Consider the following 20,320-nt stretch of genomic DNA (forward strand, 5'->3'; position numbering starts at 1 on the left):
TTTTTCATGTAAAATGAAAATCGTTATGAATTTTGGCTGTTTAAAATTGCTTTAAGTCGTATGTATGTTAAGTTGAATGTAAGGGGATGACGAAATGAAGTTACATACGCTATTGCATAATTTGCAGCCGTACATGGCATATAGCGGGGAAAATCCAGACATCTCTTCAATCGAAAATGACAGTCGGAAAGTCCAAAGCGGCAGCTTGTTTATTTGTATAAAAGGCTTTACTGTTGATGGCCATAATTTTGCCGGGTCAGCTGTTCAAAATGGGGCAGCTGCCATTATTTCTGAAAAAGAAATGCAACTTCCAATTCCGGTCATTGTTGTGCGAAATTCTAGGCGTGCTATGGCGATTTTAGCAGATTCATTTTATCATCAGCCAAGTAAGAAGTTTCACTTAATTGGAATTACCGGGACGAATGGGAAAACGACAACAAGCCATTTAATTGAAAAAGTTCTTTCCGACTTTGGCAAGAAAACAGGGCTAATCGGTACAATGTACACAAAAATCGGTGATAAAAAATCAGAAGTCAAAAATACAACCCCAGATTCTCTTACATTACAGCGAGTTTTCAATCAAATGGTCAATGAAGGTGTTCAGTCAACTGTCATGGAGGTCTCCTCACATGCTCTAGATGAAGGCAGAATTCATGGCTGTGATTTTGACCTAGCCGTATTTACAAACTTGACTCAAGATCACCTTGATTATCATAAATCAATGGAAGAATATCGAAATGCAAAAAGTCTTTTATTTTCGCAGCTTGGCAGTGCATACGGGCAAAACCCTCCAAAATTTGCTGTCCTTAATATTGACGATGAAGTAACTGATTATTATATTAAAGCAACTGCTGCCCATGTTTTGACGTATGGGATTGATAAGCCAGCAGACTTACGGGCAATGAATATTCAAATGACAGCGGCAGGAACAGCTTTTGAATTGCAATGCCCATATGGACTGTATAAAGTCTCAATTAAACTACTTGGCAAATTTAATGTCTATAATGCACTGGCTGCGATTGGAGCAGGAATCGCATTTGGAGTACCAATCGAAAATATTATTCAGTCTATTGAAGGAGTTAAAGGTGTTTCAGGGAGGTTTGAGACAGTTAATGCAGGCCAGGATTTCTCTGTCATTGTAGATTACGCTCATACACCAGACAGCTTGGAAAATGCCCTAAAGACTGTTGGGGAATTTGCGAAAGAGCGTGTCTTTGTGATTGTAGGCTGTGGCGGTGACCGAGACCGTTCAAAAAGACCCCTTATGGCTCAAATTGCATGCCGATTTAGTACAGATGCTATATTCACATCTGATAATCCGCGAAGTGAAGATTTGCTTGATATTTTGCATGATATGGAAGAAGGCGTAAAAGGCCAGAAATATAAAGTAATTGCCAATAGAAAAGGAGCAATATACTATGCTGTTAACAATGCGGCTGAAGGGGATGTTATTTTAATTGCTGGTAAAGGACATGAAACATATCAGCTCATTGGAAATCAGGTTTTCGATTTTGATGACCGTTTAGTCGCAAAAGAGGCAATAGAGGAGCGATAATAAATAATGTTTTTAACATATAATGATTTAGCGAATCTATTTCCGAAAGTAATAGGAATAAAGGATCCACATCTTCTTTTTCATACGGTCACGACCAATTCTAATATGCAGCAGTATAGAGGAGTGTTTATTCCTATCGGGGAAGAATCTGGTGAATTGAAAACTGCGATTGAAAATGGAGCAGTCGCTGTTCTGTGGCAAGAGGGGAAGGAAATTCCGCGATATACACCTAATCATTTTCCAATATTTTTAACAAATGACTTATTGAAAGGCTTAAAGGACATGATGGAATTATATATAGAAAAAATTTCAAAAAATCATTTAGTAAAGAAAGATGGAACTAATTTCCTTTTTTCTAATGACATTATTCTTAAAGAAAACGATGCTACATATGATATTGCATTGAAACTTGAAAAAATACGTGAGATTAAGCAGCTCCAAGATGGAAAGGAGGGAGCAAAATGATGGAGAGAGTTATATTTTTTACGATATTAATGGGTTTCTTAGTCACAGTATTACTTTCTCCCATTTTTATTCCCTTCTTAAGAAGATTAAAATTTGGGCAAAGCATTAGAGAGGAAGGGCCAAAATCCCATTTAAAGAAAACTGGTACACCTACAATGGGCGGAATTATGATCCTTTTTTCTGTTGTTATAACGACACTTGTGATGACTGGAAAATTCTCCGAACCAACGATAAAAACTTATTTGCTATTATTAGTAACAATAGGGTTTGGGCTGCTTGGTTTTCTTGATGACTTTATTAAAGTTGCTATGAAGAGAAACCTTGGATTGACATCAAAGCAAAAGCTATTAGGACAAATCATCATCTCGGTTATTTTTTATTTTGTTTTACAGCAAAATGATTTTTCAACAGTCATTCATATACCGTTAACAAATCTTTCCTATGATTTAGGATGGATGTATGTATTATTTATCATTTTTTGGCTAGTTGGATTTTCCAATGCGGTGAACATTACAGATGGGCTTGATGGGCTATCATCTGGTACTACTGCCATTGCCTTTGGCGCATTTGCTGTTTTGGCATGGAGTTTATCACAATTTGAAATTGCGATTTTCGCTGTCGCTGTAGCCGGTGCAGTTCTTGGATTTTTAGTTTTTAATGCTCATCCTGCCAAAGTATTTATGGGTGATACCGGATCACTAGCATTAGGTGGAGCAATTGCTGCCATTGCAATTTTAACGAAGCTTGAAATCATTTTAATAATCATAGGCGGCGTGTTTGTTATTGAAACGTTATCGGTTATTTTACAAGTTATTTCATTTAAAACAACAGGGAAAAGGATTTTTAGAATGAGTCCTTTGCATCATCACTATGAATTGGCCGGTTGGTCAGAGTGGAGAGTCGTCGTAACTTTTTGGGCGGTAGGTTTATTATGCGCAATTCTTGGAATTTATATTGAGGTGTGGATGTAATTGAAACAGATCAATCACTTTCGTCATAAAAAAATATTAGTATTAGGATTGGCAAAAAGCGGGGTTGCTGCGGCATCTCTTTTACATAAACTTGGTGCATTTGTGACTGTCAATGATTTCAAGCCTCTTTCTGAAAATCTCGAAGCACAGCATCTTCTTGAAAAGGGGATTACTGTGATTTGCGGGGAGCACCCTCTAGGACTTCTTGAAGAGGGATTTGAATTAATCGTAAAAAACCCAGGGATTCCATATACTAATCCATTGGTAAAAGGGGCACTTGAAAGAGGCATTCCTGTTATTACTGAAGTGGAGCTTGCTTATCTGATTTCAGAAGCTCCTTTTATTGCAATTACAGGAACAAATGGGAAAACGACGACAACTACGCTCGTTTATGAGATGTTAAAAGCGGGGCAAAAGCTGCCATTAATTGCGGGGAATATAGGAACAGTTGCATCCGAGGTGGCACAAGAGGCATCAAATGAAAATACAATTGTCATCGAGCTTTCTTCGTTTCAATTGATGGGAATTGGCGAATTTAATCCAAAAATTGCAATCTTAACAAATTTATACGATGCCCATCTTGATTATCATGGAACAAGAAAAGATTATGTTCAAGCGAAAGCAAATATTACTAAAAATCAAACAGAACATGAATTTTTTGTTGTTAATGCTGATCAAGATGATGTGATGAAGGTTGCTGCTGGATCTAATGCAAAAATAATCCCTTTTTCCACTAAAAAAATTCTAGATGCCGGTGCATATATAAACAATGGCTGGATTTATTTTAATGATGAAAAAATCATGGAAACAAAGGATATTGCTTTGCCAGGAATGCATAACTTAGAAAATATTCTTTCCGCCGTTGCGGCTGCCAAATTATCATCTGTAGATAATGAGGCGATATATCAGGTGCTTCATACATTTAATGGTGTCAAGCATCGACTGCAGTTCATACTGGAGCATGATGGAAGGAAATTTTATAATGATTCGAAGGCAACGAATATTTTGGCTACTCAAAATGCCATTTCTGCCTTTGAAGAACCTATTGTTCTTCTTGCGGGCGGATTGGACCGCGGGAATGAATTTGACGAATTAATTCCGTATTTTAAAAACGTAAAGGCAGTTGTTACATTTGGGCAGACTGCTCCAAAAATTGAACGGGCAGCTGTACAGGCAGGAATAAAAACGATTAAGCATGTCGATAATGTGGAAAAAGCCGTTCCTTTAGCCTATCAGTTATCTGAGCAAGGTGATGTCATTTTATTGTCACCAGCTTGTGCAAGCTGGGATCAATACAAAACTTTTGAGGTTAGGGGAGACATTTTTATACAAGCGGTGCATATGCTTAAGTGAGGGCTTGTTCGCTTTAGTTAATTAACATCACGGGAGTCATCCAGCGGAAGAAGTGCAGGTTATATGTTCTTTTATAAGCCCTAAAACTTGCATTCGAGGTGTTTTCGTGTTACCAACAAAAAGAACGACTCCCGATTTAATTTTACTTATTGTTACGCTAACATTGCTTGCAGTCGGTTTAACGATGGTATATAGTGCAAGCGCAATATGGGCAGACTATAAATTTAATGATTCATTTTTCTTTGCTAAGCGGCAATTGCTCTTTGCAGTCGTGGGAATTATTGCGATGATTTTTATTATGAATGTCGACTATTGGACATGGAGATCTTCGGCAAAAATAATCGTGATTATCTGTTTTGTCTTATTACTTTTAGTACTTATTCCAGGAATCGGAAATGTTCGGAATGGATCTAGAAGCTGGATTGGAGTAGGTGCATTTTCGATTCAGCCTTCTGAATTTATGAAGCTGGCGATGATTGCTTTCCTTGCTAAATTTTTATCTGATCGGCAAAAGCTAATTACCTCCTTTACGAAAGGGCTCGTGCCGGCATTAGGTATTGTATTCCTAGCCTTTGGATTAATTATGCTGCAACCGGATCTTGGAACAGGGACCGTCATGGTCGGTACTTGTCTTGTCATGATATTTATCGCAGGCGGAAGAATTAGCCATTTTATTGGTTTAGGTTTGCTAGGATTAACAGGATTTGTTGCATTAGTGTTATCTGCTCCTTATCGGATTAAACGAATTACCTCTTTTTTAGATCCGTGGGAAGATCCTTTAGGAAGCGGCTTCCAAATTATCCAGTCACTATATGCAATTGGACCCGGTGGCTTATTCGGACTAGGGCTTGGTCAAAGCAGACAGAAATTTTTCTATTTGCCTGAACCACAAACAGACTTCATATTTGCCATTCTTTCAGAAGAGCTTGGATTTATTGGCGGATCCTTCGTAATTTTATTATTTTCTCTTTTATTATGGAGAGGCATAAGAATTGCCATCGGAGCTCCAGATTTATTTGGCAGTTTCTTGGCCGTCGGAATTATTGCGATGATAGCCATTCAAGTGATGATCAATATCGGTGTTGTTATCGGACTTATGCCAGTCACAGGAATTACCCTTCCATTCCTAAGCTACGGAGGATCGTCTTTAACACTAATGCTTATAGCAATTGGGGTATTATTAAATATAAGCAGATATTCCCGATACTAACTTTTTTTGACCCTGCTTGCCAGGGTTTCTTTTTGTTTTAAAAATAGGTTGTGTTAAATAAAATTGTTGAATTGTTTATTTGTTGTTGATTTGAGTGGAATTCAACAGGTAAGTATACCCATTAAAAATGTTACGAAGAGATAAAAATGAATATAATCAACAAATTTTTATTACAATTACATGTCATTATGCTCACTCGTTCTAAACTTGGGTTTTTATATAGTAGAATAGGGTTTAGTGTATGGGAAAATCTCATGTATGAATATAAAAAATGAAAACACTCTGCTTGAGGTGAGAACATGAAAATAGTAGTTAGCGGCGGCGGAACTGGAGGTCATATCTATCCGGCTTTAGCGCTTATTCGAGAAATTCAAAAGGATACGAAGGATGCAGAGTTTTTATATATTGGAACGGAAAAAGGATTAGAAAGTAAACTTGTAACGAGAGAAAATATTCCATTTAAATCAATACATATTACAGGGTTTAAAAGAAAGATTTCAATTGAAAATGTAAAAACAATCTTGCGTTTTTTTAAAGGTGTCAGAGATAGTAAAAAAATGCTAAAGGATTTTAAAGCAGACGTTGTCATTGGAACGGGCGGGTATGTGTGCGGACCGGTCGTTTATGCGGCAGCAAAGCTCGGAATTCCGACGATTATCCATGAACAAAATAGTGTCCCAGGATTAACGAATAAATTCCTAAGCAAATATGTAGATAAGATTGCTGTCTGTTTTGATGAAGCGAAAAAGTTTTTTCCGCAAGAAAAGGTTGTATTAACAGGGAATCCCCGAGCTTCTGAAGTGCTTGGTAACGATGGAATTAAAGGAAGGCTATCTGTCGGCTTAAAAACTAATTTACCAGTTGTTTTAATCGTTGGCGGGAGCAGGGGGGCCAGACCGATAAATGAAGCAGTTTTAAAATCCTTAACTGAACTAGGCAGGAAGCCATATCAAGTATTGTATGTAACAGGGGATGTTCATTTTGAGGAAGTTCAAAAAGAAGTGGAGTTAATTGGAAATCCCGAAAATGTCATCATAAAGCCCTTTATTCACAATATGCCGGAAATTTTAGCCGGAACCGATTTAACGATTGCAAGAGCTGGTGCAACTACATTGGCTGAACTGACATCTCTTGGGATACCGAGCATTTTAATCCCGAGTCCATATGTAACGAACAACCATCAAGAAAAAAATGCCCGTTCATTAAGCGATCACGGTGCGGCGGAGCTTTTATTAGAAAAAGAACTGACAGGTAAAAAATTAATTGAGCATATGGATCAAATATTAATGGATGATTTGAAATTAAATGAAATGAAAAAAGCAGCGAAAAAGTTAGGCATCCCTGATGCAGCAAATAGGCTTTATCATTTAATGGAAAAACTTGTAAATTCAATAGGGAGCAAGTAGCCCAATTATTTTAATTGCATAATATATTAGATCAATTCTTCATTTCAGATGAGAAAGGGAGGTTTATATGAACGAATTGATGAACAAACTTCGAGAAGCAAATATTGGAAAAATAAAAGAAAATGAACCGTTAGCGAACCATACAACGATGAAAATAGGCGGTCCGGCTGATTTGTTTATTGAGCCTTCATCCGTTGAAAATATTATTAAAACGATCGAGATTTTACATGAATATCAAGTAGAATGGACTGCTATTGGCAGAGGTTCCAACTTATTAATTTCCGACTCAGGCATAGCGGGTGCGGTTATAAAGCTTGGCGCAGGTCTCGCTCATATGGAATTAAACGGATCGGAACTATTAGTTGGTGGAGGCTATTCACTCGTTAGTCTTTCAACACAAATAAGCAGAAAGGGACTATCGGGTCTCGAGTTTGCAAGTGGTATACCGGGATCAGTCGGTGGAGCAGTTTATATGAATGCCGGTGCTCACGGATCGGATATCTCCAACATTTTAAAGAAAGCCCATATTCTATTTGCAGATGGAAAAGTGGAGTGGCTCTCAAAAGAGGAAATGGAATTCTCTTATAGGACTTCTGTTTTGCAGAATAAACGTCCTGGAATTGTGATCGAAGCCGCATTTCAATTGCAAGCTGGTGACAAAGATATTATTTTTGCTGAGATGCAAAAAAATAAAGAGTATCGGAAAGAAACGCAGCCATGGAATTTCCCTTGTGCTGGCAGTATCTTTAGGAATCCGCTTCCGAATTATGCAGGGCGTCTTATTGAAGATGCTGGCCTAAAAGGCTTTTCAATTGGCGGAGCTAAAGTATCAGATATGCATGGAAACTTCATAGTCAATACTGGAAACGCAAAAGCTGCAGATGTATTGGCACTCATTCAGCATATAAAAGATACTATTTATGACAAATATACTATTAAAATAGAAACTGAAGTGGAAATAATCGGTCGAAAGTAATAGGAAATACAACTTAAATACTTTGTGGTTTGTGTTATAATTATTCTCTAGGACTATGGTCCATAAAAAAGACAATAATTAGCACTTTTCATAATAAATGTGAGATGTATGCAGTGATTGCTCAGATGACCTTCAATTCTGCATTAACTCATAATAATGAATGACGGCATGTCTATTCATGCCGTTGTTTTTATCGATTTTTAGATGAAAAATAAAATGAGAATAGAGTGGGAGATGGGACAAGCTCCCTTTTATTAGTGAAATTTTTAACATTGGAGCTTTTTAAATGAGGTGAATGAAATGGAAAAAGGGAAGGTTGTTTCTATTGAGGATCGAATTCCGAAACTTAAACAACAAAGGCGAAAAAAAGCTAATAGAAGACTTGTTTTTTTGCTGCTTTTATTTTTCACGCTTATTTCATTTATCATTTATTTCCAATCACCATTAAGTCATGTGAAAAATATAGCAATTAAGGGGAACTTTACATACAATTCTGAGGAATTAATTGCTCTATCAGCGCTTTCCGAAAAAATGAATATTTGGAAAGTTGAAGAAAAGGTGATTAAAGAAAAACTAGAAAAGCTTCCAGAGATAAAATCTGCAAAGGTAAAAACAATATTGCCGAATACCGTAGAAATTGAAATAAATGAATACAAACGAATTGCCTATATTATGAAAGGGAAAAGCTATTTGCCAGTTCTTGAAAATGGGGGAATTTTACAACAAGGGAAAACGGCAGAGATCCCCGCTATTGCTCCTATTCTAATTGGGTTTTCTGAAGGAAATGAATTAAATAAAATGATTAAAGAGCTAGAAAAGCTCCCGGAAATGGTTTTGAATTCTATTTCGGAAATCCATCATTCACCGAAAAAAACAGACCCATATCATTTGACGCTGTACATGAATGATGGATTTGAGGTTAGTGCAACGGTCAAAAGTTTTTCTGCAAAAATGTCGCATTATCCTTCTATTATTAGCCAATTAAATCCTGATAAAAAAGGAGTTATTGATTTGGAAGTCGGCTCTTATTTTAAAGCTTATGAAGAAGAGGGAGCTGAACAGTTTGAGGAAGAAGCTGAAGGTAACGGGTAACCATGTTGTATTTTCTTTAGTTTTTCTTGTTTTAGGATACATCATCGCTTTTTCATATCATTTAACGCAAAGTGATGCTGAAAAAGCAGCAATAACTGGAAAACAGTGGGAAAGAGATATAGAACTTCGTAATCAATTAGTTGGACTAGAAGAAAAAAATCGTGCATTACAAAAGGAAGTGTATGAAAAACAAGAAAGAGTCCGTGAGATTGAGAAGGAAATGTCTCAAGAAGCTCAAGTTTACTTTAACTTGGCTGAAGATGCCGAAAAATATCGCATGTATTTAGGTAAAGTTAAAGTAAAAGGGCAAGGTGTGGAAGTCACACTTTCAGATGGTGATTATAACCCTAATGAAGTGAATGTTAATAATTACATTGTTCATGAGCATCATGTGTTTAAAGTTATTAATGAGTTATATATATCTGGTGCGCAAGCCATTGCCATCAACGGACAAAGGCTATCCCATAACTCCTATATTCTATGTAACGGACCCGTTATAGAAATTGACGGCTACCAGCATCCTGCGCCATTCGTTATTAGTGCTATCGGGGATACAGATGTATTAGCCTCTGCACTGAATTTAACGGGAGGGGTTAAGGACTCATTAGTTAATGAGAATATCCAGTTCACACTTGAAAAAAAAGCTGAGATCATGATGGAACCTTTATTAGGAAGCTAATCATTAGCCTATTTTCCCAAAATCGTCCACAATTTATAAGAGTAAGGAAAGTAAGGTGGAAAAAGGTGGACAAATTCAAAAAAAACATCACTTTTACATTAATAACAATTGTCATTGGTTTTATGGTTGCTATTCAATTTCGAACGGTAAAGGAGCCAGTTGTGCGAGACACTCGTGATACTTGGCAAATAAGAGAAGATATTATGAAGGAAAATGAGCTTCAAGGTAAACTAATTAGTGAAGTGCGTTCCAATGAAGAAAAGATCGCTAAGTATGAAACAGAACTTAAAGAAAGCAAAGAAAAGCTTTTGCGGGAAACACTTGAGGAGCTAAAAGCAGAAGCGGGGCTAACAGAGGTTACGGGAAACGGAATCATATTAATGATCGAGCCCGTTTACGAAGAACTATTAATTGGAACACCTATTTCAAGCGTTTCTCCTGATTTATTGAAAAGACTTGTCAATGAACTGAATATGTATGATGCCAAGTACATCTCAATCGACAACCAAAGGTTAATTAATACGACGGTCATAAGAGATATAAACGGGGAAACAAAAATTGACGGTCATTCATTAAATCGATTGCCGATCGAAATTAAAGTAATTGCTGAAAACTCTAAGGCAGCAGATAAGCTTTTTAAAAGAATGCAGGTTTCTAAATCCACTGATGAGTTTTTTATTGATAATTTACGAGTCAAAGTAATGGAGCCAACGGGGATGATTACGATACCTGCCTATGAAAATACAATTCGAATAAGGGATATGGAGCCTGTAAACTCTGACAAAGGAGGCAAATCATAATGTGGCTTCCGGTTCTAGGGTTAATTATTGGTGTTATTCTTGGTCTTCTAACGGAATTTAAAATTCCAGACGAATATTCAAATTATTTATCCATCGCCGTCCTTGCTGCCTTAGATACATTATTCGGGGGAATACGCGCACAGCTCCAAAATATTTATGATGAAAGAGTATTTGTTTCGGGTTTCTTTTTTAATATTCTACTTGCAGCATCTTTGGCTTTTCTAGGTGTCCATCTTGGTGTAGACTTGTATTTAGCAGCAGTTTTTGCGTTTGGTGTAAGGTTGTTCCAGAATATTGCGGTGATTAGAAGAATTTTACTGACAAAATGGTCTTTTAGCCGCGAAAAAACAGAAAAAAATTAAATTTTATAAAGGGAAATTAATAGTTTTGACGAATTATTTAGTAATAACATTATGAAAATAAATTAATATGGATGCATCGGTAACAAAAATTCACGAATTAAGAATAATGAATTGTTACTATCTCAATTCAAAATTGAGAGCAGACTTTAAATGTTTATAAATAATATTAAGCCAAGTGCTCAATAAAAAGTGGAAAAAGCAAAAGGAGGTGCCACAGAATGAACAACAATGAAATATACGTAAGTCTTGACATCGGTACATCCAGCGTAAAAGTAATTATTGGGGAAATGGTCAATGACTCTTTAAATATTATTGGTGTCGGCAGTGTACAATCTGAAGGTTTAAAAAAGGGAGCCATCGTAGATATAGACGAAACTGTTCATTCAATTAGAAAGGCAATTGAACAGGCTGAGAGAATGATAGGGATGGAGATTACAAGTGTAATTGTTGGGATTTCCGGCAATCATGTAATGCTTCAGCCCTGCCATGGCGTAGTAGCTGTTTCAAGTGAGAATAGAGAAATTACAGATGATGATGTGGCAAGGGTTATTGATGCAGCCCAGGTAGTATCGATTCCCCCGGAAAGAGATATTATCGATGTCATTCCGAAACAGTTTATCGTTGATGGATTAGCTGAAATAAGCGACCCGAGAGGAATGATTGGAGTACGTCTTGAAATGGAAGGCACCATTATTACCGGATCTAAGACCATTTTACATAATTCATTACGTTGTGTTGAACGTGCAGGGCTAGAAATTATTGATATTACGCTGCAGCCATTAGCTGCTGGTGCTTACGCCTTATCGAAGGATGAAAAAAATCTTGGTGTAGCTCTTGTAGATATTGGCGGTGGCTCAACAACAATCGCGGTTTTTGAAAATGGCAATTTAAAGGCTACAAGTGTTCTCCCGATTGGAGGAGATCATATTACTAAGGATTTATCAATAGGTCTTCGCACTTCGACAGAGGATGCGGAAAAGATAAAAACAAAGTATGGATATGCTTTTTATGATCATGCATCTGAGGAAGAGGTATTCAGCGTCCCGATTATTGGCAGTGACCAGCATCAGCAATTTAATCAGCTGGAAATCTCGGATATTGTCGAGGCACGTATGGAAGAAATTTTTGAACTCATCCAAAACGAGGTTAAGAGGCTTGGCACTCAAGATTTACCTGGAGGCTATGTTCTAACAGGTGGAGTTGCTAATACTCAAGGAATATTAGAATTAGCCCAAGTCGTTTTTCAAAATCGGGTCAGAATCGCCAGTCCAGATTATATTGGTGTAAGAGAGCCGCAATTTACGACTGCCGTCGGACTAATTAAATTTGCCTATAAAAACGCAAAAATTCAAGGCCGTAAAATGGCAATGAGTGGAGCGGGTCCTGAGCAAATACAAGAAGTGAAAGAAAAGCGCGTTCCAAAACAATCGCAACCAAAAAAGCCGGAAAAACAACCGGAAGAAAAAATTACATCAAGAGTGAAGAAGTTCCTCGGATACTTTTTCGAATAGCGATTCACAATTCGCTAATTGAAAAAGAGTGTTCTCTGGGATATCGACGAATTAGGAGGATTTGTCATGTTGGAATTTGATACTAATTTAGATTCATTAGCAACGATAAAAGTCATTGGCGTTGGCGGCGGCGGTAATAACGCGGTTAACCGAATGATTGAACATGGTGTACAAGGTGTAGAATTTATTGCCGTGAACACGGATGCCCAGGCACTAAACCTGTCAAAGGCAGAAGTAAAGATGCAAATCGGAGGAAAGCTTACCCGTGGACTTGGAGCGGGTGCAAATCCTGAGGTAGGAAAAAAAGCCGCAGAAGAAAGTAAAGAACAAATTGAAGAAGCGTTAAAAGGCGCAGATATGGTATTCGTTACTGCAGGAATGGGTGGCGGAACTGGTACTGGTGCGGCTCCGGTAATTGCCCAAATTGCTAAAGATTTAGGGGCTTTAACTGTAGGTGTAGTAACGCGTCCATTTACCTTTGAGGGACGAAAACGTTCTACGCAAGCTTTTGGCGGAATTGCTTCAATGAAGGAAGCGGTTGATACTTTAATTGTAATTCCTAATGATCGACTTCTTGAAATTGTTGATAAAAGTACACCAATGCTTGAAGCATTCCGTGAGGCAGATAATGTTCTACGACAAGGTGTACAAGGGATCTCGGATTTAATAGCGACACCGGGTCTTATTAACCTAGACTTTGCCGATGTTAAAACAATTATGTCCAATAAGGGATCAGCACTTATGGGTATTGGTGTTGCTGCTGGTGATAATCGTGCAGCAGAAGCGGCGAAAAAAGCTATTTCTTCTCCACTACTAGAGAAATCAATCGATGGAGCCCAAGGTGTTCTAATGAACATTACAGGCAGCTCAAATTTAAGTCTATATGAGGTTCAAGAGGCTGCTGATATTGTTGCATCGGCATCTGACCAAGATGTAAATATGATTTTCGGTTCTGTTATTAATGAAAGTCTAAATGATGAAATTATTGTTACAGTCATTGCAACTGGGTTTAATGAAGATATTCCTCAAACAAAGCCAGCTGCTGCTAGACCTACAACAACAACAACAACATATGGACAGCCGAAGCCTGTCGTAAATACAGTTAAACGTGAACCGAAAAGAGAAGAAGTTTCTCATGAACCAGTTCGCAACAACTATACTCAGCAACCTGAAGATGCTTTAGATATTCCGACATTTTTAAGAAATCGTAATCGTAGAAGATAATAAAATGTATTACAAATAAAAGGCATGTCCTCATTAATTAGGGACATGCCTTTATTTTTATTGTTGATTAAACAGATTGTGGCTCTTTTAATTCCATAGCCGGACCAAAGAATTCATAACGGATGTTTTCTTTTTTGAATCCTGCCTCCAATAATGCTCCATACATTGCTTGCATAAATACTACAGGGCCGCACATATAGACAATACATCTTTATTACTAATAAGTTGATTTAGCCAATCAGCTGTAATATATCCTTCTTTTTGATCCAAGCTCCAATGATCTCATCTGTGGCAGCCTCACCTAAAACGGCTTTAATTGCTAAAAGCAAATGCTTTCCGACAATCGGATAATGTTCTGGTAAAACCCTAATGAACGGTGCTTATGGGCAATTTGCGTGACTACAGGAATGATTGCTTCCAGCTGATCGATATATTTGGCTGCAGCATATACCGTATTTGCTAGCGCCTTCTGCTGGCGGCCTTGTTTTTGATTCGCATGATTAAAAATATTTAATAACTCCGGATGATTGCTAAACATTAATTCATAGAATTTCTTAGTAATTGCTTCTCCATGCTGTTCTAATACTGGTACAGTGCTTTTAATAATTTCAATGTTTTTTTGTTCTAACATTAAGCATATCTCCTTTTAGCTATTTTCACTATAATTATAGTTTATTGTAAAAGTTGCTAATGTGATTTAAATCACATTTGTCATAAAATGGACATGTCAGAATAATGATAAATAATGACAAAAACTACAAAGAATAGTGAAAATTTCCCCTACTTTCATTACAGAAAGTGACACACTTTCTGATAAGCAGTACGCTATACTTCATTTAACAGATTAATAGTCACCGTTGTTCCTACCAATCTGTAAGGAGGAAAATGATTGGAGGTTTATGTAGATATTATATGGATTTTAAATTTTTTATTTGATAGTCTCCTCCTATACTTAACCGCCATCATCTTGAAACGGGATATACGTCTATGGAGGATAATATGTGGAGGGCTTATTGGCTCCGTCATTATCCTATTATCATTGACGCCGTTGAATACTTATTCAGCACATCCATTAACTAAATTATTATTTTCAATTTTTATGGTATTAATGGTATTTGGCTATAAAAGGCTTCGTTATTTTATAAGCGGGTTATTGACCTTTTATTGTACGACTTTTCTAATTGGCGGAATGCTCATAGGGGCTCATTATTTTGTTAAATTTGACCTTCAGATTTCTTCCTCGCTTATGTTGGCCAGTGTGAAAGGCTTTGGGGATCCGATTAGCTGGTTATTTGTTCTCCTTGGATTTCCAATAGCCTGGCATTTTTCTAAACGCCATATGGAAGAAATTGAAATGACAAAAATTCAGTATGATTCTTTATTGAACGTCATTATTTCTATGAATAATAAAACCTATATGTTTAAGGGCTTAATTGATAGTGGAAACCAGCTTTATGATCCCATTTCAAAAATGCCTATTATGTTTGTATCAATAAAAAATAGAGAAACCGAATTTCCCGAGGCTTTAGTAAAAATCGCACAAAATCCCGAAAAAGTCATTTTAGGAGAAGAGTTGGCACCGTCGGAATGGGATAGTAAATTGAGGATTGTTCCTTGTAAAGTCGTTGGACAAGAACACCAGCTAATTATTGCAGTAAAACCGGATGCCGTTATATTAGAAAAAGAGAATGAATTCATAAAAGTGGAAAGAAGTCTTATCTCATTTTCATTGCAGCAGCTTTCCGCTGATGACAAATTTCAATGCATTGTTCATCCCAAGATGCTGACCTCGACGAAAAAGGTTCATCCGGCCAATTTTATAAAGCATGCATAAAAACTTATTCATCATTAGAATGGAGCGGTGTTGTTGATAAGTGACAAAATGAAAACTTTTAGGGGGAGGATGTCTTATGAAACGCTTAAAACTTCGCTTATCGTACTATTGGTACAAATTATTAATGAAACTTGGATTGAAAACGGACGAAGTATTTTATATTGGTGGAAGCGAAGCGCTGCCTCCTCCTCTTAGTAAAGAAGAAGAGGAAATATTATTAGAAAAACTTCCGAATGGTGATAAAGCAGCAAGGTCGATATTAATTGAAAGGAATTTAAGGCTCGTTGTTTATATCGCGAGGAAATTTGAAAATACCGGCATTAATATTGAAGATCTCATTAGCATTGGGACAATTGGGCTAATTAAAGCTGTCAATACGTTTAATCCGGAAAAGAAGATCAAGCTCGCTACATATGCCTCAAGATGTATTGAAAATGAAATATTAATGTATTTAAGGCGTAATAATAAAATTCGTTCAGAGGTGAGCTTTGACGAACCGTTAAATATTGATTGGGATGGGAATGAATTGCTTCTTTCAGATGTGCTAGGAACGGAAGAAGATATCATTACAAAGGATCTTGAAGCAAATGTCGATAAAAAACTATTATCAAAGGCATTGCATCAGCTATCTGATAGAGAAAAGCAAATTATGGAGCTTCGATTCGGGTTAGGAACCGGGGAAGAAAAAACACAAAAGGATGTTGCAGATATGCTCGGTATTTCCCAATCTTATATTTCAAGATTAGAGAAGCGAATCATTAAAAGACTTAAAAAGGAATTTAATAAAATGGTTTAACTTTATTCAGCAGAACTCCTCCGCTTCAATAAGCAGTGGGATGAGTGCAATAAGAGGATCCAAATTAGTGGGGGTTCTAAACCCTGCTGAATAAAGTTAAAGCCTTCGGCGGATGCCACGATATTTAAAGGGAATTTTCGAGCGAGTTCGTAAGTATAGGGCGCAAATACGCCAAGGCGTATTTGATTCGAAAAAATTATTTTACAAAATTATTTTTTCGGAAAAATCATGTTTTAAAGCTTGAAGCAATCAGTTTTTTTCCTATATTTGTGAAAATGGCAAATTATCGCCGTGCATATTTTTCCTCCTCAAGGAAATACTGTTTTTTGTACAGCAGCTCCTGTGAGGAGGGAAAAGAATTGACTCGAAATAAAGTAGAAATTTGCGGTGTCGATACATCAAAGCTTCCAGTTTTAAAAAACGAAGAAATGAGAGAACTCTTCAAGCAAATGCATATGGGGGATATAACCGCACGGGAAAAACTCGTCAATGGAAATTTACGCCTAGTTCTTAGTGTTATCCAGCGCTTTAATAATAGGGGTGAATTTGTTGATGACCTATTCCAGGTCGGCTGTATCGGTCTAATGAAGTCTATTGATAATTTTGATTTAAGTCAAAACGTTAAGTTTTCCACTTACGCTGTTCCAATGATTATCGGCGAAATTAGAAGATATTTGCGTGATAATAATCCAATTCGGGTCTCAAGGTCTTTACGGGACATCGCTTATAAAGCCTTGCAAGTTCGCGAGCGTCTAATGAGTAAAACATCAAGGGAACCTACGGCAGCAGAAATAGCCAAGGAGCTTGATGTGCCGCATGAGGAAATTGTGTTTGCGTTAGATGCAATTCAAGACCCTGTCTCCTTATTTGAACCGATTTATAATGATGGTGGAGATCCAATTTATGTGATGGACCAATTGAGCGATGAAAAAAATAAAGATATTCAATGGATTGAAGAAATTGCCTTAAAGGAAGGCATGAGGAGATTGAACGACCGCGAGAAGCTAATTTTAAGAAAGCGCTTTTTTCAAGGAAAAACACAAATGGAGGTTGCCGAGGAAATTGGTATATCCCAAGCACAAGTTTCAAGACTTGAAAAAGCTGCCATTAAACAAATGAATAAAAATATTCAAAGCTAAGCTGCCAAATTGGCAGCTTATTCTTTTGCACGTTAAGAAAGTATAAATTGTCAGCGAAGAAGTTAATTCGACGCAGTTGCCAATTTTAGGAATTAAGTGTAAGTGCAACTACGCCTCTGTCTTCGCCTTTCCAAGGCTAGCCAATCAGCGAGTTTTCTTTATCTAGCTCCAGTGCCAAAGCTTTTCTTATTTCTTTAACGATAATTTATAAAGGTGAATCATATATTTAAGTAAAAGGAATTTGAACGGGGTGGGGAAATGATAAAAATTTCAGAGTTTCAATTGAAAGACGTCATTAATGTGGCAAATGGAAAAAAACTTGGCAATATTGGGGATATTGATATTAATGTTCAAACTGGGAATATCAATGCGATCATTATAGGCGGATCAGGAAAAGTTTTAGGCTTTTTCGGCAGGGAGGAAGATATTATAATCCCATGGAAAAATATTTTGAAAGTTGGGGAAGATGTTATTTTAGTTCGTTTTCAAAATGAAAACTTGATGAAAGATGTCGAGGAAGAGTAAAATATGCCTTTTTAACTGTGAAGAGTGCGTTGTGTATGGTAAACTATAGTAAAATTAAAAATGTGTGATCCGTCTTGTCAATACTGTAAAAAAGACGTAATTGAGGTTTGTTAAATGGAACCATTTATTTTGAAAAAAAACGAGTATTTCGTCATTCAGGAATGGGCTGAGAAGTTTCCAGGCTTAGTGGCTGGTTTTACAACTAAGAATGGAGGCTTTAGTGAAAATGACTTTTCCTCCATGAATCTCGGACTCCACGTAAATGATAAACAAGAATCTGTTAGACAAAATCGTGAACATATTGCAAAATGTGTAAGTTTTCCTCTTCATACGTGGGTGGCAGCAGAACAAACACATGAAATACACATTGAAAAGGTTATGAAATCTAGTGGTGGAAAAGGGTCAATAGATTATCAGGATGCATTCAAAGCAACTGATGGTTTTTTTACGATAGATAAAGGTTTATTATTAACATTATGTTATGCCGACTGTGTGCCACTTTATTTTTGCCACGAAGAGACCGGGGCTATTGGAACTTCCCATGCTGGATGGAAAGGAACCGTTAATGGAATTGCTAAAGAAATGGTTGTCGTGTTTAAAAATGAAGGCATGGACATGGAAGGCATTCATGTGGTTATTGGGCCATCTATTTGTCAGCAATGTTATATCGTTGATGGCAGAGTGATTTCATTAATCGACAAAAACTTAAATGAATCCGATGAGAAATTTTATAAGCAAATAGCGGAGAATCAGTTTCAGCTTGACTTAAAGCAATTAAATCGGCATATTCTTTTAAAATCTGGGGTCCAAGATAAAAATATTAAAGTGTCAAATTTATGCACCAGCTGTCAAAGTGAACATTTCTTCTCCCATCGCAGAGATAAAGGGAAAACGGGAAGAATGATGAGTTTTATTGGCTGGAAGGAGGATTTATAGTTTTAAATGAAAGTTACTGAAAATCTTAAAACAATTCAGCAAGCGATAAACGAAGCATGTGAAAGGGCTAATCGAAAAGCCCAAGAGATCAAAATCATCGCAGTAACAAAGTATGTTTCAAATGAACGGGCAGAAGAGGCAATAAATGCCGGCATCGTTCATTTAGGTGAAAATAGAGATGATGGCCTTTTAGAAAAATGGAATTTCCTAAAGGACAAGCCGGTGTGGCACTTTATCGGTACACTGCAAACAAGAAAGGTGAAAAATATCATTGATAAAGTGGATTATATTCACTCGCTTGATCGATTATCGCTTGCAGAAGAAATCGATAAACGTGCAAATAAACAAATTAATTGCTTTGTTCAAGTTAATGTTTCAGGTGAGGAATCGAAACAAGGAATCCAGCTTCATGAAGTAAGGGATTTTATTACTCAATTGGAGAAGTATCCGAATATACTTGTATGTGGGTTAATGACGATGGCTCCATTTACTGAAGAGGAATCTATTTTACGATCATGCTTTCAGAAGCTTAAAGGGCTGCAGACAGAAATTCAACAGCTGAGAATGGATCATGCACCATGCAATGAGCTATCGATGGGCATGTCAAATGATTTTGCAATCGCCATTGAAGAAGGGGCAACAATGATTCGCATAGGCACTGCTTTAGTAGGAAATGACGAATAGGAGGTTAATTTATGAGCATTAAATCGAAATTCAAAACATTTTTCTTCTTAGATGATGAATTTGACGATCGAGAAGAAGAATATCATGAAGAAGCAACAGAACCACAAAAACAACCTCAATCGCAAAAACAGCCTGCTCAGAAAAATAATATTGTAAGTTTGCAAAGTGTGCAAAAGTCTTCAAAAGTTGTTTTAATCGAACCGCGAGTTTATGCAGAAGCTCAAGAAATTGCCGATCAATTAAAAAATAGAAGAGCGGTAGTTGTCAATTTACAAAGAATTGATCGAGATCAAGCAAAAAGAATTGTTGACTTTTTAAGCGGTACAGTTTATGCAATTGGCGGAGATATTCAAAAAGTCGGCACCGACATATTCTTATGCACTCCTGATAATATTGAAGTTTCAGGTAATATTTCACAAATTATGCAAGATCATGAATACGAAAATCCGAGGTGGTAATTTTTAATGTATCTATTATTTAATTTTTTAACATCATTAATTTCCCTTTATTCTTGGGCATTAATAATTTATATTTTAATGTCTTGGTTTCCTAATGCCCGCGAGACAGGGATTGGGCAATTTTTAGCAAGAATTTGTGAGCCGTATTTAGAACCATTTAGAAGGATCATTCCACCGCTTGGAATGATTGATATTTCACCAATCGTTGCTATTTTAGTACTAAGATTTGCAACAGGGGGATTACATCAATTATTCCTTTGGATGGCATAATTTCCAGAAAAAATGGCCTATTTAAGGCCCTTTTTCTTTAATACTGTTATTAAAAGGTCATCTCTGAAGTATAC

The 20,320-nt window shown here is 36.8% G+C and carries 21 protein-coding genes and 1 pseudogene; 21 read left to right on the forward strand and 1 reads right to left on the reverse strand.

Annotation, left to right across the window (positions count from 1 at the left end; genetic code table 11):
* Positions 1-94 precede the first annotated feature (94 nt).
* The 13 genes from F7731_RS07320 to ftsZ all read left to right on the forward strand — a co-directional run bounded on the left by F7731_RS07320 (position 95) and on the right by ftsZ (position 13,604).
* Positions 95-1,555, forward strand: a complete 1,461-nt coding sequence (locus F7731_RS07320; RefSeq protein WP_151534106.1) for a UDP-N-acetylmuramoyl-L-alanyl-D-glutamate--2,6-diaminopimelate ligase — start codon at positions 95-97, stop codon at positions 1,553-1,555.
* Positions 1,556-1,561: 6 nt separating this feature from the next.
* Positions 1,562-2,020, forward strand: a complete 459-nt coding sequence (locus F7731_RS07325) for a hypothetical protein (RefSeq protein WP_151534107.1) — start codon at positions 1,562-1,564, stop codon at positions 2,018-2,020.
* The gene (gene mraY / locus F7731_RS07330) at positions 2,017-2,991 is read left to right on the forward strand and encodes a phospho-N-acetylmuramoyl-pentapeptide-transferase (protein WP_151534108.1); all 975 of its coding nucleotides are present in this window, start codon (positions 2,017-2,019) and stop codon (positions 2,989-2,991) included. The genes F7731_RS07325 and mraY overlap by 4 nt, the downstream gene beginning before the upstream one ends.
* The gene (gene murD, locus F7731_RS07335) at positions 2,992-4,344 is read left to right on the forward strand and encodes a UDP-N-acetylmuramoyl-L-alanine--D-glutamate ligase (RefSeq protein ID WP_151534109.1); all 1,353 of its coding nucleotides are present in this window, start codon (positions 2,992-2,994) and stop codon (positions 4,342-4,344) included.
* Positions 4,345-4,450: 106 nt separating this feature from the next.
* Positions 4,451-5,554, forward strand: coding sequence for a stage V sporulation protein E (spoVE, locus tag F7731_RS07340; protein ID WP_151534110.1), 1,104 nt, complete (start codon positions 4,451-4,453; stop codon positions 5,552-5,554).
* Between the two features lie 299 nt (positions 5,555-5,853).
* Complete coding sequence (gene murG, locus F7731_RS07345; RefSeq protein ID WP_151534111.1) at positions 5,854-6,960, forward strand: undecaprenyldiphospho-muramoylpentapeptide beta-N-acetylglucosaminyltransferase; 1,107 nt, start codon at positions 5,854-5,856, stop codon at positions 6,958-6,960.
* Between the two features lie 67 nt (positions 6,961-7,027).
* Positions 7,028-7,936: a UDP-N-acetylmuramate dehydrogenase gene (gene murB / locus F7731_RS07350; RefSeq protein WP_151534112.1), complete on the forward strand. Its 909-nt coding sequence runs from the start codon at positions 7,028-7,030 to the stop codon at positions 7,934-7,936.
* A 300-nt stretch (positions 7,937-8,236) separates the two neighbouring features.
* Positions 8,237-9,028, forward strand: a complete 792-nt coding sequence (locus F7731_RS07355; protein WP_151534113.1) for a cell division protein FtsQ/DivIB — start codon at positions 8,237-8,239, stop codon at positions 9,026-9,028.
* Positions 8,976-9,707 carry a DUF881 domain-containing protein gene (locus tag F7731_RS07360; RefSeq protein WP_151534425.1) on the forward strand — a complete coding sequence of 244 codons (732 nt, stop codon included), beginning with the start codon at positions 8,976-8,978 and terminating at the stop codon, positions 9,705-9,707. Before F7731_RS07355 ends, F7731_RS07360 begins: the two co-directional genes overlap by 53 nt.
* 65 nt (positions 9,708-9,772) lie before the next feature.
* The gene (locus F7731_RS07365; RefSeq protein ID WP_151534114.1) at positions 9,773-10,507 is read left to right on the forward strand and encodes a DUF881 domain-containing protein; all 735 of its coding nucleotides are present in this window, start codon (positions 9,773-9,775) and stop codon (positions 10,505-10,507) included.
* Positions 10,507-10,869: a small basic family protein gene (locus F7731_RS07370; RefSeq protein ID WP_151534115.1), complete on the forward strand. Its 363-nt coding sequence runs from the start codon at positions 10,507-10,509 to the stop codon at positions 10,867-10,869. Before F7731_RS07365 ends, F7731_RS07370 begins: the two co-directional genes overlap by 1 nt.
* 218 nt (positions 10,870-11,087) lie before the next feature.
* Positions 11,088-12,380, forward strand: a complete 1,293-nt coding sequence (gene ftsA, locus F7731_RS07375) for a cell division protein FtsA (protein ID WP_151534116.1) — start codon at positions 11,088-11,090, stop codon at positions 12,378-12,380.
* 66 nt (positions 12,381-12,446) lie between these two features.
* Positions 12,447-13,604, forward strand: coding sequence for a cell division protein FtsZ (ftsZ, locus tag F7731_RS07380; RefSeq protein ID WP_151534117.1), 1,158 nt, complete (start codon positions 12,447-12,449; stop codon positions 13,602-13,604).
* Between the two features lie 266 nt (positions 13,605-13,870).
* On the opposite strand, the pseudogene F7731_RS07385 reads toward ftsZ, so the two are convergent.
* Positions 13,871-14,235 (reverse strand): annotated as a pseudogene (locus tag F7731_RS07385) (globin domain-containing protein); the annotation flags it as partial.
* A 258-nt stretch (positions 14,236-14,493) separates the two neighbouring features.
* Here F7731_RS07385 and spoIIGA point away from each other — a divergent pair.
* From spoIIGA to F7731_RS07425, 8 genes are all read left to right on the forward strand, one after another.
* Positions 14,494-15,438, forward strand: a complete 945-nt coding sequence (gene spoIIGA, locus F7731_RS07390; protein WP_151534118.1) for a sigma-E processing peptidase SpoIIGA — start codon at positions 14,494-14,496, stop codon at positions 15,436-15,438.
* Between the two features lie 76 nt (positions 15,439-15,514).
* A complete protein-coding gene (gene sigE, locus F7731_RS07395; RefSeq protein WP_151534119.1) occupies positions 15,515-16,234 on the forward strand; it encodes an RNA polymerase sporulation sigma factor SigE in 720 nt (239 codons plus the stop codon).
* A 359-nt stretch (positions 16,235-16,593) separates the two neighbouring features.
* Positions 16,594-17,373 carry an RNA polymerase sporulation sigma factor SigG gene (sigG, locus tag F7731_RS07400; RefSeq protein WP_151534120.1) on the forward strand — a complete coding sequence of 260 codons (780 nt, stop codon included), beginning with the start codon at positions 16,594-16,596 and terminating at the stop codon, positions 17,371-17,373.
* Between the two features lie 258 nt (positions 17,374-17,631).
* On the forward strand, positions 17,632-17,898 hold the full coding sequence (locus F7731_RS07405) for a YlmC/YmxH family sporulation protein (RefSeq protein WP_151534121.1): 267 nt from the start codon (positions 17,632-17,634) through the stop codon (positions 17,896-17,898).
* Between the two features lie 114 nt (positions 17,899-18,012).
* On the forward strand, positions 18,013-18,834 hold the full coding sequence (pgeF, locus tag F7731_RS07410) for a peptidoglycan editing factor PgeF (RefSeq protein WP_151534122.1): 822 nt from the start codon (positions 18,013-18,015) through the stop codon (positions 18,832-18,834).
* A gap of 6 nt (positions 18,835-18,840) precedes the next feature.
* Positions 18,841-19,518 carry a YggS family pyridoxal phosphate-dependent enzyme gene (locus tag F7731_RS07415; protein WP_151534123.1) on the forward strand — a complete coding sequence of 226 codons (678 nt, stop codon included), beginning with the start codon at positions 18,841-18,843 and terminating at the stop codon, positions 19,516-19,518.
* Positions 19,519-19,529: 11 nt separating this feature from the next.
* A complete protein-coding gene (locus tag F7731_RS07420) occupies positions 19,530-19,976 on the forward strand; it encodes a cell division protein SepF (RefSeq protein WP_151534124.1) in 447 nt (148 codons plus the stop codon).
* Positions 19,977-19,982: 6 nt separating this feature from the next.
* Entirely contained in the window at positions 19,983-20,246 is a 264-nt protein-coding gene (locus tag F7731_RS07425) for a YggT family protein (RefSeq protein ID WP_151534125.1), read from the forward strand.
* Positions 20,247-20,320 lie beyond the last annotated feature (74 nt).

The organism is Cytobacillus depressus, from assembly GCF_008923245.1.
GTDB classification, from domain to species: domain Bacteria; phylum Bacillota; class Bacilli; order Bacillales; family Cytobacillaceae; genus Cytobacillus; species Cytobacillus depressus.

Coding starts and splice junctions, on each gene's coding strand:
- F7731_RS07320 (WP_151534106.1), top strand. CDS start 95: ATGAAGTTACATACGCTATTGCATAATTTGCAGCCGTACATGGCATAT.
- F7731_RS07325 (WP_151534107.1), top strand. CDS start 1,562: ATGTTTTTAACATATAATGATTTAGCGAATCTATTTCCGAAAGTAATA.
- mraY (WP_151534108.1), top strand. CDS start 2,017: ATGATGGAGAGAGTTATATTTTTTACGATATTAATGGGTTTCTTAGTC.
- murG (WP_151534111.1), top strand. CDS start 5,854: ATGAAAATAGTAGTTAGCGGCGGCGGAACTGGAGGTCATATCTATCCG.
- murB (WP_151534112.1), top strand. CDS start 7,028: ATGAACGAATTGATGAACAAACTTCGAGAAGCAAATATTGGAAAAATA.
- F7731_RS07355 (WP_151534113.1), top strand. CDS start 8,237: ATGGAAAAAGGGAAGGTTGTTTCTATTGAGGATCGAATTCCGAAACTT.
- F7731_RS07360 (WP_151534425.1), top strand. CDS start 8,976: ATGAAGAAGAGGGAGCTGAACAGTTTGAGGAAGAAGCTGAAGGTAACG.
- F7731_RS07370 (WP_151534115.1), top strand. CDS start 10,507: ATGTGGCTTCCGGTTCTAGGGTTAATTATTGGTGTTATTCTTGGTCTT.
- ftsA (WP_151534116.1), top strand. CDS start 11,088: ATGAACAACAATGAAATATACGTAAGTCTTGACATCGGTACATCCAGC.
- ftsZ (WP_151534117.1), top strand. CDS start 12,447: ATGTTGGAATTTGATACTAATTTAGATTCATTAGCAACGATAAAAGTC.
- sigE (WP_151534119.1), top strand. CDS start 15,515: ATGAAACGCTTAAAACTTCGCTTATCGTACTATTGGTACAAATTATTA.
- F7731_RS07405 (WP_151534121.1), top strand. CDS start 17,632: ATGATAAAAATTTCAGAGTTTCAATTGAAAGACGTCATTAATGTGGCA.
- pgeF (WP_151534122.1), top strand. CDS start 18,013: ATGGAACCATTTATTTTGAAAAAAAACGAGTATTTCGTCATTCAGGAA.
- F7731_RS07415 (WP_151534123.1), top strand. CDS start 18,841: ATGAAAGTTACTGAAAATCTTAAAACAATTCAGCAAGCGATAAACGAA.
- F7731_RS07420 (WP_151534124.1), top strand. CDS start 19,530: ATGAGCATTAAATCGAAATTCAAAACATTTTTCTTCTTAGATGATGAA.
- F7731_RS07425 (WP_151534125.1), top strand. CDS start 19,983: ATGTATCTATTATTTAATTTTTTAACATCATTAATTTCCCTTTATTCT.